At 32.1% G+C, this 14,359-nt stretch carries 13 protein-coding genes; all 13 read left to right on the forward strand.

Annotated elements, in window-relative coordinates; all coding sequences use genetic code 11:
* The first annotated feature begins 119 nt into the window (after positions 1–119).
* Genes V7D18_RS00105 through V7D18_RS00165 form a run of 13 tightly spaced genes read left to right on the forward strand, consistent with a single transcriptional unit; the run spans position 120 to position 14,314 of the window.
* Positions 120–1,211 (forward strand): FkbM family methyltransferase, encoded by a 1,092-nt coding sequence (locus tag V7D18_RS00105; RefSeq protein WP_426150248.1) that lies wholly within the window; start codon positions 120–122, stop codon positions 1,209–1,211.
* A gap of 18 nt (positions 1,212–1,229) precedes the next feature.
* Complete coding sequence (locus V7D18_RS00110; protein WP_426150250.1) at positions 1,230–2,240, forward strand: radical SAM protein; 1,011 nt, start codon at positions 1,230–1,232, stop codon at positions 2,238–2,240.
* Between the two features lie 4 nt (positions 2,241–2,244).
* Complete coding sequence (locus V7D18_RS00115) at positions 2,245–3,450, forward strand: hypothetical protein (RefSeq protein ID WP_426150252.1); 1,206 nt, start codon at positions 2,245–2,247, stop codon at positions 3,448–3,450.
* Positions 3,451–3,490: 40 nt separating this feature from the next.
* The gene (locus tag V7D18_RS00120; protein WP_426150254.1) at positions 3,491–4,999 is read left to right on the forward strand and encodes an amino acid adenylation domain-containing protein; all 1,509 of its coding nucleotides are present in this window, start codon (positions 3,491–3,493) and stop codon (positions 4,997–4,999) included.
* Positions 4,996–5,823: a radical SAM protein gene (locus tag V7D18_RS00125; RefSeq protein WP_426150256.1), complete on the forward strand. Its 828-nt coding sequence runs from the start codon at positions 4,996–4,998 to the stop codon at positions 5,821–5,823. The genes V7D18_RS00120 and V7D18_RS00125 overlap by 4 nt, the downstream gene beginning before the upstream one ends.
* On the forward strand, positions 5,816–6,886 hold the full coding sequence (locus tag V7D18_RS00130) for a radical SAM protein (RefSeq protein WP_426150258.1): 1,071 nt from the start codon (positions 5,816–5,818) through the stop codon (positions 6,884–6,886). Before V7D18_RS00125 ends, V7D18_RS00130 begins: the two co-directional genes overlap by 8 nt.
* Positions 6,876–7,739, forward strand: coding sequence for a hypothetical protein (locus V7D18_RS00135; protein WP_426150260.1), 864 nt, complete (start codon positions 6,876–6,878; stop codon positions 7,737–7,739). Before V7D18_RS00130 ends, V7D18_RS00135 begins: the two co-directional genes overlap by 11 nt.
* Positions 7,740–8,630, forward strand: a complete 891-nt coding sequence (locus tag V7D18_RS00140; protein WP_426150262.1) for a hypothetical protein — start codon at positions 7,740–7,742, stop codon at positions 8,628–8,630.
* 25 nt (positions 8,631–8,655) lie between these two features.
* On the forward strand, positions 8,656–9,525 hold the full coding sequence (locus V7D18_RS00145) for a hypothetical protein (RefSeq protein WP_314462281.1): 870 nt from the start codon (positions 8,656–8,658) through the stop codon (positions 9,523–9,525).
* A gap of 20 nt (positions 9,526–9,545) precedes the next feature.
* Entirely contained in the window at positions 9,546–10,394 is an 849-nt protein-coding gene (locus tag V7D18_RS00150; RefSeq protein WP_426150264.1) for a hypothetical protein, read from the forward strand.
* A 20-nt stretch (positions 10,395–10,414) separates the two neighbouring features.
* Complete coding sequence (locus tag V7D18_RS00155) at positions 10,415–11,263, forward strand: hypothetical protein (RefSeq protein ID WP_426150266.1); 849 nt, start codon at positions 10,415–10,417, stop codon at positions 11,261–11,263.
* 10 nt (positions 11,264–11,273) lie between these two features.
* Positions 11,274–12,614, forward strand: coding sequence for a hypothetical protein (locus tag V7D18_RS00160; RefSeq protein WP_426150268.1), 1,341 nt, complete (start codon positions 11,274–11,276; stop codon positions 12,612–12,614).
* Entirely contained in the window at positions 12,611–14,314 is a 1,704-nt protein-coding gene (locus tag V7D18_RS00165) for a glycosyltransferase (protein ID WP_426150270.1), read from the forward strand. Before V7D18_RS00160 ends, V7D18_RS00165 begins: the two co-directional genes overlap by 4 nt.
* Positions 14,315–14,359: the final 45 nt, after the last annotated feature.

Below are 14,359 nucleotides of genomic sequence, written 5' to 3' on the forward strand. Positions count from 1 at the left end.
GTAAGAGTAAATTAAATGCGAATATCCTTCCTATAGATTTTGTTCCATAATTATAGATAAGAAATGCAAGAGTTGTGATTGATATAAGAATTTAATAGAGTGTAGGTGAATGAACACGTATGAGAGACTTTGCTGAGGAACTTTCAGAAATTAAAAAAATATGTAATAGTAAAGAATATAAATATGAAATTCAAAACACGATGAATATTTTATCCCAAAAGCCTATCGTTTTATACGGTGCGGGTGAATTAGGATATTCTGTTTATATAACTTTAAAACAGCATGGTGTTGATGTGTCTTGCTTTTGTGATAAAAATAAATATGGCGCACATGAAAAAACTGGATTACCCATTATTGCTCCAAAGGCACTTAAAAATGAGTATTCAGATACAAATATCATTATATGTTCCGTAAATTATGCAAATGAAATGAAACAAGAATTAAATATGCTCGGAATAAATCCTAAAAGGATATTTGAACGAGGTTTTTTGAATCTGCACGAAATGACTCCCAGGTCGATTGAACCATACCTTGAAGGTTATGAACGTGCATATTACTTATTAGATGATGAAAAATCAAGACAAGTTTTATTAAATAGAATAAGGCGTTGTCTCTTATCTTCTTCACTTTTACATTCGACCCCTATACTTCAGTATTTTGACCCTGAAATCATAACTCTTGGCTGTGACGAAGTTTTCGTCGATGGTGGTATGTATGTGGGGGATACTGCCGAGCAGTTTTTCAAATATGTTAACGGAAATTATAATCATTACTATGGTTTTGAACCAGATGTAGAAAATTCACATAAGGCAAAGAAAAGCCTGCAAGGAAAGAGCAATATAACTATTATTGAAAAAGGCTTGTGGAGTAACGAAACACAACTTTGTTTTAGTGGAAGTTTCGAAAGCAGTTCCAAATTAGATAATTGTGGTGCCAGTGTTGTCGAAGTGACATCACTTGACATATATTTCAAAGATAAAATTCCGCCTTCATTTATAAAAATGGATGTAGAAGGAGCAGAATTAGAATCACTGAAAGGTTCTCGTAATTTAATAATTGAAAACAAACCTAAACTGGCTATTTGTGCATATCACAAACCTGAAGATATTTATACATTGCCAGAGTTGATAAAAACTTATCGTGATGATTATAAATTCTTTCTTAGGCACTATTCTGATTCGATTTATGAAACTGTATTATATGCTATTTAATACGTGGAGGTTTTTAGCATGGCCCAAATAAAAGAATCATATAATACTGAACGGTTGTGTCTTGGTGAGAAATTACCTTTAGATACACCATTATCGGTTATTATTGATTTAAGTGAACGTTGCAATTTTAGATGTAATTATTGCTTTCGCTCTGGCGAAAAAAACGAAAGCTGGGGATATACGGTTAAAAATGAATTGATGACAATGGAAGTATTTGAAACTGTAGTCCAGCAGATTTCACAGTTTCCGCAACCAATAAAAGTAGTATCACTTTCAGGACATGGCGAGCCGCTTTGCAATCCTAATATAGCCAGAATGATTAATTTGTTGAGAGTATCTACAACGGTTGAGCGTATAGAAATGCACACAAATGCATCATTGCTTACGGAGGAAAGTATTGTAAAAATCCAGAAAGCGGGACTTTCCCGTATTGTTGTGTCGCTGCAAGGATTGGATTCAAGCACATATGAACATGTTTGTGGCGCAAAAATAAATTGGGAAAAATTTTATAATAACCTGAAGAGACTTTATGAAAATAAAGAAGAGTTGGAAATACACATTAAAATTTCAGAAGCAGCACTTGATAAAAATCAGTATTCCAGAGAGGAAGAAAAGTTTTACAAACTTTTTGGAGACATAGCGGATTCTATTTTTATTGAAAAAGTAACACCTCTTTGGAAAAATATTAAGTTTGATATGGATGAAACAAAGAACAAATTTGGAGGAGATCTTGGACAAATAAATTATTGTCCGATTGTGTTTTATAAAATTTGGATAGCACCGGATGGTGAAATATTTCCTTGTACAGCTTTACCGCCACCAATCAGTCTTGGTAACGTACGCGATACTTCATTACAAAATGCATGGAATAGCATAGAAAGACGTAATTTTTTAATAGAACATTTGCAATTAAATAGATATAATTATTCACTTTGTAAAGATTGCTTTGTTCCGGTTAATACTGTTGTTTCAAAAAAAGATATTATCGACTCGTATAAAGATGAAATACTAAGGCATTTGGAGGAATAAAATTATGACTGAAAAAATTAACTATGCATGGCCTGTCACTTCAGAAAATGCGAGTGTATATAATTATTTTTTGAAAAAAATCGAAAATATTAAAGGCCTTTTGTCAGATAAGAGAATTGGCATTTTTGGCTCAGGTATCCGTGGATGCTGCATCTTGAAAATATTAGAGATGAACGGGTTTAAAAATATTATTTTCATAGATAACAATACAGAAAAACAAAATAATTTGATAAATGATTATGATATTGTATCATTTGAAGAAGCACTAAATTATAAACAAGAACAAGTTTTTCTTGTATCTCCAGAAGGCTGTAATAAAATTCATGATCAATTAAGAGAGGCTGGGTTACAAGAAAATAAGGAGTGGTTTTCTTTTAGCGTATCAGCTTATGATAGTTATATTGAGGAATACAAACGACCGCTCCAAGATTACCTTTTGGTGATGGGAGATTGTGCATTCACACATATAGCTCTCGATGATAGTAATTTTGATTCGCTGGGCACTATGATTAGAAATAAAGCAGGTGAAGCTAGTTGCAAGGTTCTTGATATGCATGGCATGGGGCAACAAGCCTATTATCATATTGCACATTCTTTAATTGAATGTAATCAAAAGCCATCCGCATTTTTACTTTTATTAATGATAGAAACGATGGCACCAAAAGTTCCTATCATGCCTCGAACCCAACATCCTTGGTTAATTAAATCTCTTTCAGATATTTCAAATAACAGAGAATTTTCAGAATACGCAAAACTTACACAAGAGCGTTTTGAGCGTTTTCAAGTAGAAGCATTTTCCTCTTTTGATAATAAAATAGGAAAAGATACCGAAAAAGAAAAACTTTACATGAATATCAACTATTTATTTAAATTTAGAGAGACAACTGAAGGGGTTGTTTATCTAAAAAAAACCATAAGAATGATGAATGAAGAAAATATTCCTGTTATCCTCTACATCCCACCTGTTAATTATTTTCAGGGTGAGCGATTATTTGGGGCGGATTTCAAACAAAAATACGAAACAAACTTTATAAAGTTATATGAAACTTTGGAGAAAGACAATTTAAAATACGAAGTTGTCGATGCCAGCTATTTATTGGAATTGGAAGATTTTGCAGCACCGAATACTATAGACGAAACATGTAACTATAACGGAAGATTGAAATCAATTCAATATCTCAGTAAGTTTGCACCATTAAATAGATATTGATTGCAATTTGCAAAAAATTGAAGGTTAGGGATAGTGACATATGTTCAACAATATTATATTTTATTTAAAAAATTCAGCGAAGCGTTTTCCAGATAAAGTAGCGTTTAGAGATGGTGAAAAGGAAATTACTTTTTCTGAACTAGATAGAAATGCACGCCTGTTAGCCAGTAATATAAATTACAGGCTGAATGGTTTGGTAAAGCAGCCCATCGGTATATATCTGCCCAAAGGTGTTGATGCTGTTATCGCTTTTATGGCTACGATATACAGTGGCAATTTTTATACACCAATTGATCCAACTATGCCAAGGTTACGATTGGAAAAGTTGTTGGGAATTTTAAATCCTGCGATGATTATAACAAATAATAAATACAAAAATGATTTGTTATCTGAATCGATTTTAATTGATGAAATCAAACCAGAGGGCATGGATGATAATTTACTTGACAGTATTGCAAATGAGGTAATAGATACAGATATCCTTTATGTCATGTTCACATCTGGTTCAACAGGTGACCCCAAAGGCGTAATTATTAGCCATAGAGCTGTCATTGATTATATCGACTGGCTAACAGATGTTTTTGAATTTAACGAAAGTACTATATTTGGTAATCAGGCACCGTTTTCTTTTGATAATTCTGTTCTTGATCTATACAGTACTATTAAGAATGGGTGTGAAACAGTAATTATACCTGAGGAAATGTTTTTATCGAGTAGAAGATTATGTACATTTATCAATGAAAATAAGATAAATACTATTTTTTGGGTTCCATCTGCGATGATATTAGTGGCAAATTCACATATTTTAGAAAAAGTATCTATGAATCAACTAACTAAAATTATGTTTGCTGGAGAGGTTATGCCTACAAAACAGTTAAACGTATGGCGGCGTTTTGTACCTAACGCACTATATGCAAATCTTTATGGCCCCACTGAAATAGCAGTTGACTGTACATATTATATAGTAGACCGTGAGTTTGGTGATGAGGAAAGCCTGCCAATTGGAGCCGCTTGTAAAAACACTGATGTTTTAGTGTTAAATGAAAAAGATGAATTGGTTTCTGAGGGAGAAATAGGAGAGTTATGTGTACGAGGAAGTTGTCTCGCACATGGTTATTATGGGAATCCTCAGAAGACAAAAGAAGTATTCGTTCAAAATCCTCTTAATCATAAATATCCCGAAAGAATCTATCGAACTGGTGACCTGGTGAAATACAACGAGTATAAAGAAATAATTTATATTGGAAGAAAAGATACTCAAATAAAACATCGTGGATACAGAATTGAACTCGGTGAGATCGAAACAGCGGTATCGTCTGCCTTGGAAATTGAACAATGTTGTGCTATATATGACAACGCTAACAAGCAAATAGTTATCTTTGTAACGCCAGAAAATATTAATAAAAATGCACTGTATGCACATATAAAAAGCATGCTTCCCAATTATATGCTGCCAGGATTAATCGTATCTAGGGCATCAATGCCGCTAAATCTAAATGGTAAAATCGATAGATTAGCTTTAACATACAGTTTGAAGGAGATATTATGAAGAAACTAATAATGGATAGAGTTTCGTGCCATGTAACGGCTAAATGTAATCTTCGTTGTAAAAAATGTGCAGTTTATATCCCAAAACTTTATGAAAGCGGAAATGTACCAGAATACAGCATAGATGATATTAAGAAAAGCTTTAGAATTTATTTTAGTTTGGTTGAACAAGTAAGATTGATTTCTTTAACTGGTGGTGAACCGCTTTTATATCCTCATTTGTCTGAGTTAATAGAATATTTATTAGAATATGAGAAATCGTTTCAAAAATTGGAAGTGTTTACGAATGGAGCGACTGCTATTTCAGATATGCTTTTGAAGACTATGTCAAAATCTGAAAAGGTATCTCTTTTCATTGATAATTACGGACCTAAAATATCAACAAAAGTTGATGAAATTGAGCAAAATTGTAAAAAATTCAATGTCAAATATAATATTCGAAATTATTCTGGCGAGGACGTCTACTTGGGCGGCTGGGTAGACAGAAGTATATTATCTGAAAAATTAGACGATGAAATAGCAAAGGAACATTTTACTAAATGTGTTGTGGCAAAACCAGGTGGTCGATTATTTACCATTTTTGGCAGGTTGTTAGCGTTTTGTGCAACACCATATTGCGGTTACCGAGTAGGGAAAATACCTGAAAAAGATGTGTTGTGTATTGATTTGTGTGATGATAACACAACGCTTGAGGAAATGGGCAGTAAGTTATTTGAAATGGATAAGGTTGAATTTAATCCAGGCTGTGCTTGGTGCAATGGCTTAGGCATTTATAAAGACGTAGAAAGGTTTACTCCAGGAGAGCAGGTGGAAATTGATGGGTGATAGAATTCTTAATCGTTTAGCGATTCATCTTACATGGAAATGTACATTAAGATGTGAAAAATGTGGAGCATTTATACCGGAGTCATATGAAAAAAAACTTGATTATGATTATGATTATGATGAAATTATACAAAGTTTAACCACCATATTTGCAATAACCGATACAATAAATGTTATCACACTTACAGGTGGTGAGGCAATTCTACATAAAAATATTGTTGAAATTTGTGAGTTTTTACTTAAAAATGAAAACAAATTTAACCGTTTAGATTTTCAAACAAATGGAACTATACCTTTTTCCGAAAAGCTTTTGAAAGTCATGGCTAAGTCAAGTAAGTTTAATTTGTTTATTGACCATTACGGTCCTGATATTTCTACAAATGTTGAACAAAATACATTGCTTTGTTCAACATTAGGGGTGAAATATCAAGTACGTAAGTATTTTGGTGAAGATGCCCATATGAACGGTTGGATTGATTGGTCTCCTAGAAAAGAAAAGATTGATATGGAAACAGCAAAAAAACAGTTCCTAAAGTGTGCGAATGGGCAGCCAACGAAGCGTCCATTTGTTTTATATGGCACTAAATTGACATTATGTGCTATGCCATTTTGCAGATACCGTGTAGGCTGGCAGCCGTTAGAAGATATATTAATGCTGGATTTAGCAGACGAACAATTGTCATTAAAAGAGAAAGAAATCCGCTTGTTGGAAATGCACAATACAGAATTCAACCCAGGGTGTCAATATTGTTACGGATTAGGTGTTGATCCAAATGCAGAACGCTTTCAAGCAGGAAAGCAAATAGAAAATAATCATTACTTGAATATAGTAAAATTAATAAATCAAATTAGCCCATATGTTGAAATAAATAAAAACACACAATTGTTAGATGAGGGTATTTTAGATTCAATGGCAATCTTGGGATTTATTACACTATTGGAAGACGAGTTTGAAATTGATATTCCTGATGATGAAATAAAACGTGAAAATTTTGCATCTATTAAGAGCATAAGTACCTTAATTCGTAATTTGAAAATAAAAAGTGAAAAAAATGATAATTGAGCCTAGAGATTCAGCCCAATTAGTAGCCACTTTGAAAGCTGCTCCCCTTGTTTTATATGGAATGGGTGGTGCGAGTGTTCTCATTGCAAAGTGGTGCGACGAGAATAAAGTGGATTATGTTTTTGCCGATCAGGATATCCGCAAAAGACAAACGAGAGTAGATAAAATTGTTATTTCACCTGAAAGATTAAGAAAAGATTATCCTAATGCAAATATTGTGATATCTTCGATAATTTATTACGATGAAATCGAGAAAAAGCTATTAAGCTTAGGAATAGATCAAAAACATATTTTATCTTATGATTTATTTATGAAAGATAACGTTACATGGAAAGATTTGGAATATAAGATTCCATGGGGAGAACATATTGGTCGGGTAAAAATGATATCTGAGTGGGTCTCCGATGATGCACAATCTGTTGCAGACTACGGAGAAGGAAAACTAAGTTTAAAAAATTTTATAAACCCAGGTATAATATACTATCCTATTGATTATATTAAGCGTTCAAATGAAACGATTCTTTGTGACTTTAATAATGATGAATTTCCAAAACTACAAACAGATATTTCTGTTTGTACTGCAACATTAGTTTTTATTACGAAAGCAGACTCCTTGCTAAATCATATATGTAAAAATACATCTCGAATCATCATACTTTCATATGTTACAATTGATATTTTTTCTAATATAAAAGGCAGACGTGCCTCAGGATATGTTAATGATTTTACACAAGAAGACATTGTGAATATCTGTTTAGCACACGGATTTATTTTAAAAGAGAAACGCTCAGACCCCTCAAACAAAATTGACACTTTATTTTTATTTGAAAAAACTAAAGTAGGAGAAATTTAAATGATAATCAAACCTGAAAATCCCCAACATCTTATTAACTTCCTTAAAGCAGCCCCACTTGTCTTATATGGAATGGGTGGTGCCGGAATGCGTATTGCAAAATGGTGTGATGAAAATAAAATAGATTATATTTTTGCAGACCGTGATGCTGAAAAAAAACAACAATTGGTAAACAATGTAGTTGTGTCCCCGCAAGTACTAGAAGTAGAATACAAAAATGCAAATATTGTTATCTCTTCTATTATCTATTTTGATGAAATTAAAAAAGAACTATTAAAACTTGGGGTTAATGAAAAACGTATTGTGTCATATAATTTGTTTATGCCTCAAGATATTGTTTGGTCAGACTTAGATGAAAATATTGATTGGGATTTAATGCGTTTTCGTGTTGAAATGTTTTCGGAGTGGATTACATCAGAGATACGATCTGTTAGTGACTATGGTGCTGGGAAAATGTTTTTACAAGAATACTTGAATTCAGATGTTAAATATTTTCCTATAGATTATATAAGACGCAATGAACAGACAATTTTGTGTGACTTAAATTTAGGAGAGTTTCCAGAGATTCAAACGGATGCTACAGTTTGTTCTGGTGTCCTTGAATTTATCCATACTGCTGAAAAATTATTAGAACATGTATGCAGGAATACAAATAAAATGGTTATTCTTTCATATCTTACAGCAGATCAATTTCCAAATATCGAAGGAAGAAGAGCTTCTGCATATGTTAGCGATTTGACCGATAAACAAATTGTAGATTTAATGGAATCAAATAATTTCTACTTAGAAAAAAAACTTCCTGATCCGATCAACAAGGCATGTACCGTTTATTTGTTTAAGGCAAGACCCAATATGTTACTGAATTTTCTCAAAGAGCAAGAGAAGATGTAGTCTTATTATAAAGAGGAGAATTTAAATGATAATTAGACCGAATAATCCAGAAGAGCTTGTATGTTTTTTAAAGACAAAGCCACTTATTATATATGCAATGGGAGGTATAGGGCTTCGCATATCGAAGTGGTGTGATGAACAAGGTATTGACTATATATTTTCAGATAAAAATGCACTTGAATTACAGCCAACTTCAGAAAAGAAAATCATAACACCAGAAAGTATTCTCAATGAACACAAAGACGCTAATATTATTATTTCATCAATTGTATATTACAAAGAAATCATGGAAGAATTGTTACAAATAGGGATCGATAAGAAACAAATTTTTTCTTATTCTTTGTTCATGCCAGACGAAGTTTCATGGTTGGAGATGGAAGATAATAAACTTACTGACTGGGAAGTAATGAGCAAAAGATATGAGATGATTTCGGAATGGAATTGGATTCCATACGATGTAAAAACAGTGGCTGATTACGGTGCTGGCCAAAAGTATATTAAAAAACATCTTCCTGCATCTACGGAATATTATCCTATTGATTATATAGATCGGGGAGATAATACGATTATCTGTGATTTTAATGAAGGGTGTTTCCCGAATATTGTTACTGAACTTTCTGTTTGTACTGGCACATTGATGTATGTTAAACCCGCAAAAGAGTTGATTTCTCATATATGTAAACATACTTTACATACGGTTATTTTTTCCTATGTTGTACTGGAAGGATTCTCAGATCTTAATGCGCGTAGACACTTAAGTATGTGCAATGATTTCACCGCACAAGAAATCATTGATATGTTTTCTTCCAACCAGTTTGAGGTTCAAGATAGAAAAGATGACAATAAGAGCAATTTCCCCATGCCTTTATTCCTGTTTAAAAAAAAGGGAACGTGAAATGAATTTAGGAGACTTAAATGATAGTTAAACCCAATAATCCAGAAGAACTTATATGCTTTTTAAAGACAAGACCATTTATTATATATGGTATGGGGTATGTAGGTAAACTCATAGCAGAATGGTGCAATTTAAATGAAGTAACGTATACTTTTTGTGATATTAATGCATATAAGATGGAAAAACAAACGAACCAAGAAGTCATTTCACCAATTCAACTTATGGAAAGATATTCCGATGCAAATGTCGTCATAGCGTCAATCAATCATTATGAAGAAATCAAATTCAATTTAATGCAAATAGGATTTGATGACAACAACATATTTTCTTATTTACTTTTTTGGCCAAAAAAAATATCGTGGAAAGAATTGGAGGAAAGTGTCGATTGGAATGCAGTAAAAGAAAGAGCTAAGATTTTTGCAGGATGGGTTGATAAATCAGCTAAATCAGTTTTTGATTATAGTGCGGAAAGAAATTTTTTGAAAGAGTTTCTACCGGCAAACACTATATATTATGCTCCAGATTATATTAATTACAATGAGAATATGCTATTTGCTGACGTTGTTAGGGTAAATCAATCCATTCAAGCTGAAGTTTCATCATGCTTAGCGGTATTGATGAGTTTTGAAAACCCGGAAGAACTAATTGAACATATTTGTAATTCAACTTCAAAGTCAATTATACTGTCATATGTAACACTAGAAAAATTACCCGATACTAATTTTAGAAGAAGTATAAACTATGTCAATGATTTTACAGAGGATCAGCTAATAAATATGTTATTTGAAAAAGGTTTCTTGCTTAAAAAGAAGGCAGTTGATCCTTTTGACGAAGTACATACAGTCTATTTATTTGATCGAAAAAAGTAACTTTTAATTGGAGAAATCGTATGGTTATTAAAGTTGAAGATATAGAAGAATTGAAAAAAAAATTAACATTGAAACCACTTATCTTGTATGGAATGGGAACCATTGGAATGGAAATTTCATATTGGCTGGATTCACAACAAATTGAATATACCTTTGTAGACAGAAATGCCATAGAAAAGCAAAAGTTAGTTGACAAACCAGTTGTGACACCTGAAAGCTTAAAAACCGACTTTATGAATGCGAATATTATAGTTTCAACAAATATATACTTTGATGAAATTAAAACAAAATTGCTAGAAACTGGATTTAGTGAAAGCCAAATTATACCATATACTTTGTTTGTACCACAAAATATCGTTTGGCCAGACTTGGAAGATAATATAAACTGGGATTTAATGAAACCTAGTGTTGAGCTGTTTTCAAAATGGATTGATGAAAATATGAAGTCAGTTGTAGACTATGGTGCTGGACAAATGTATTTAAAGACTTTTCTATCGAAGGATGTAAAATACTATCCGATTGATTACATGAAACGTTTTGACGATACAATAGTATGTGATTTAAACAAGGGTAATTTTCCTGATTTGCAAGCAGATGTGGCCGTCCTTAATGGAGTGCTGGAATTTTTGATAACAGCTGAAGACTTAATAAAACATGTTTGTGAAAAAACTAAAAACATGATTATTATATCTTATATGACTGTCGATAAATTTCCCAATATAACTGGTCGACGTACCTCGGGATACCTCAGTGATTTGACTGAATTGAAAATCATTCATTTACTTGATGATGGCGGATTCAAATTAGTCAAAAAAGAATCAGATCCATTGGATAACACAGATACAATCTATCTATTTGAGAAAAAATAAGGGGTGCAAGATGAAATACGCCAACTTTTGCGATACAGGCAGAAATAATATAAATATTGGTGATTATTTGCAATTTTTGGCAACGGATTATTTATATAGCCTGTTAGATATATCACCAGATGAAATTGTTTATTTAGGTTTTAAAGAATTGGAGAATTACAATGGAGAGGAAGTTGTTTTTCCTTTTTGCTATTCAATTATTGATTTTGTAGTGAATGGAAAAATTGCTATTTCAGAGAAAATTAAACCTGTTTTTTTTTGTGTGACGTTATCAACAATAGATAAATTCATGGATTTAGATGAATTTCTTAGTGATGAGTACAATTTCAAATATCTTCTTGAACATTCACCAGTGGGGTGCAGAGATGAAATAACTTACAATATATTGACAAAATACTCCATACCTGCCTATATTAATGGGTGTATGACTGCAGTATTTCCAAAATATTCAGGTGATTCAGGTAAAAAAGTTATTTTCGTAGATGCACCTAAAGCTTTATTACCATTAGTGCCGGATTCTTTACTCGATGATTGTGAGTTTTCTACACAACAATATCATTTCAGTGACTCTGATATAACTGACTATCGTAAAATTTTTAACTTTGTAAAAACTAAATATGATTATTACAAAAAAAATGCAAAAATAGCTATTACTTCACGTTTGCATGTTGCACTCCCGCTAGCTGCATATGGAATCCCTGTTGTCTTAGCAAAAGATAATGTAGATGGAAGATTTTCTTTTATTGAAAAATATATTTCAATTTATGACAAAGATAACTACTATAAAATTGATTGGAATCCTAGTGTCCAAGATTTTGAAGGAGTAAAAGAACTGCTTATTCGACATGCTTTAGGACGAATTCAAAACAATATTGACAAGGTTGTTTTAGAAAGAATGGAGCAAGAATTAACAGACTTTTTTAAACAACGTACAATTACTACAGAATATAGAGAATCACATAAGATAACACATAAGAATGGGCATAAATTTGATGAATATGCAGAAGAATTTTGGAATAAAAACGCCCCTATAAAATATGCACTTTGGGGTGTAAGCGAGAATAATTCGCTATATTGGAAGAATCATATAGAATCAAATTACCCTAATGCAAAATTAGTGGCTGTGTTTGATAGTTTTCGAGAAGGTGAACTTTTTGGACTTAAATACCAACACCCTAAAAAAATCACAGAATATGCCGATGTTTGCGTAATAGTTTGTTCGGTAGGAGCAGGGGGAGCAGCAGTGCAGCTTTTTAAAAAGTTTAATGTTGATAAAAGTCGATATTGTGTGACATCTGATTGTTTTATAACCGAGAATGATATTAGGAAAGTGAGAATTATTGCAGAATGATTTATATACGAACAGTTGCTTATAACGCAGAGCAAACACTTAAACGTGCAGTAGACAGTATACTAAATCAGACATATGGTGATTTCAAATATTACTTGTGCGATAATGGTTCTACCGATAATGGCAAAACTCGAGAAATTATCGAAGAATACGCGAAGGCTGATAATCGAATCATACCATTTTATAATGAAAAGAATCATGTTTGGGACAATAATCTCGAAGTTATAACACTTGTCCATGATATTGATGATGAGGATATTTTTTGTATCCTTGATGCTGATGATGAGTATAGTGTAACGTTTTTGGAAGAAATGCTTGCATTTATGAATGAACAGGATTTGGATATTGCGGCTTGCGGAAATGATTTTATTAATGCTGGAGACAATAAATTAGTAGGATATAGAATTTTATCTCAAAATCTAATATTACAAGGAAATGATTTTGCAAACCACTTGCCAGTATACCATCAATTTATAAGGACTATATGGGGTAAATTATTTAAAGGTAAAACAACGAAAAAGACGATTTTAGGTATTGATCCTAATGAACTTATACCACGTACATATGGCAATGATACCTTTTTTACTATGTGTGCTTTAAAAGGTGCTAACCGAGTAGGTATTTTAGCTAAATCTTTACACAAATATTATATTTCAAATAAATCCACTTCTAGTAATTTTGATCCTGATCGTATAAAATGTGATATCATTCTTCATGAGGCCGCACTTGATCTGCTCAAACCTTATGGAGTAGTCAGCTTAGCAAATTTAAATTTTTTATATGCAGTTTATTATAATGCAACTAAGGATACATTGAATGTATTAGTTAATTCTAATCGGTCAATATTAGAAAAAATGCAATTTATTCGGGAAGTATTTGTAAGCAAATATATGAATACAGTGCTGATTTATGTTCTTAATAATGATAATTTGTTTCATTATAAATTGTTACGTAAAAATCTGCTAAAATTCTTGATCACTCAGAATGATGCTCGCGGCTCAAAATGTGCCCACTTAATTGCCGAAATTATCGGGTTGATGTACATAGATTTTCAAAAATCAATTAGCAACAATTGTTTTGAGTACTTGATAATGAAAATGCCTGAACAGGTTGAATGCCTAATTAATAAGGATTATTTTAGAGTATTGAAAAACCTTGATATATGGTATAAAAAGCATAATAAGCATAATAAGGACAACCATCTAATAACAGAATTAGAGCTTGTTGCATTATCATATTTGGATACTCCTGATGATGAATTTTTTGACTTTTTAATAGAAGTTCAAAAAAAACGACCTATTTCTAGCAAGGAATTACAAGTTGATGAGCAAATTATTAAACTGCTGTCAAAATATCCTTTATTGGAGAATCTAAGCCCCAGTTTAGCACGTGATTTCAATATTCCTGTCCGTTGGGTTATGAGAAATAATATACCTCAAGCATTTGATGCTTTTATTTCTATTGATAATGTGTATGTTAATAACGCTGATTTGGAATCTTATATTATGCTAGGACAAAATCTCTCTGCTTTTGCAGAAAATATGGACGCATTTATATACTTTAAGAAAATGATGATATCCTATTTTATAAATGATTCTCGCATTGAAGAAGCAACCCTAGAATTTGATGAATATGAATCACTCTTACCTAACGATAGTGACTTTGCAGAATTTAGAAAGAAATTGCGAAAAGATGAATGATAACTATTTCATAAAATTGTAACTAGACTACCTGATAAGTACATC

Origin of the sequence: Lacrimispora sp. 38-1, assembly GCF_049890855.1 — a bacterium.
GTDB lineage: Bacteria > Bacillota > Clostridia > Lachnospirales > Lachnospiraceae > Lacrimispora.

What these genes read in the sequence shown, in the direction of transcription:
- V7D18_RS00105 (WP_426150248.1), top strand. Translation starts at nt 120, where the DNA reads ATGAGAGACTTTGCTGAGGAACTTTCAGAAATTAAAAAAATATGTAAT.
- V7D18_RS00110 (WP_426150250.1), top strand. Translation starts at nt 1,230, where the DNA reads ATGGCCCAAATAAAAGAATCATATAATACTGAACGGTTGTGTCTTGGT.
- V7D18_RS00115 (WP_426150252.1), top strand. Translation starts at nt 2,245, where the DNA reads ATGACTGAAAAAATTAACTATGCATGGCCTGTCACTTCAGAAAATGCG.
- V7D18_RS00120 (WP_426150254.1), top strand. Translation starts at nt 3,491, where the DNA reads ATGTTCAACAATATTATATTTTATTTAAAAAATTCAGCGAAGCGTTTT.
- V7D18_RS00125 (WP_426150256.1), top strand. Translation starts at nt 4,996, where the DNA reads ATGAAGAAACTAATAATGGATAGAGTTTCGTGCCATGTAACGGCTAAA.
- V7D18_RS00130 (WP_426150258.1), top strand. Translation starts at nt 5,816, where the DNA reads ATGGGTGATAGAATTCTTAATCGTTTAGCGATTCATCTTACATGGAAA.
- V7D18_RS00135 (WP_426150260.1), top strand. Translation starts at nt 6,876, where the DNA reads ATGATAATTGAGCCTAGAGATTCAGCCCAATTAGTAGCCACTTTGAAA.
- V7D18_RS00140 (WP_426150262.1), top strand. Translation starts at nt 7,740, where the DNA reads ATGATAATCAAACCTGAAAATCCCCAACATCTTATTAACTTCCTTAAA.
- V7D18_RS00145 (WP_314462281.1), top strand. Translation starts at nt 8,656, where the DNA reads ATGATAATTAGACCGAATAATCCAGAAGAGCTTGTATGTTTTTTAAAG.
- V7D18_RS00150 (WP_426150264.1), top strand. Translation starts at nt 9,546, where the DNA reads ATGATAGTTAAACCCAATAATCCAGAAGAACTTATATGCTTTTTAAAG.
- V7D18_RS00155 (WP_426150266.1), top strand. Translation starts at nt 10,415, where the DNA reads ATGGTTATTAAAGTTGAAGATATAGAAGAATTGAAAAAAAAATTAACA.
- V7D18_RS00160 (WP_426150268.1), top strand. Translation starts at nt 11,274, where the DNA reads ATGAAATACGCCAACTTTTGCGATACAGGCAGAAATAATATAAATATT.
- V7D18_RS00165 (WP_426150270.1), top strand. Translation starts at nt 12,611, where the DNA reads ATGATTTATATACGAACAGTTGCTTATAACGCAGAGCAAACACTTAAA.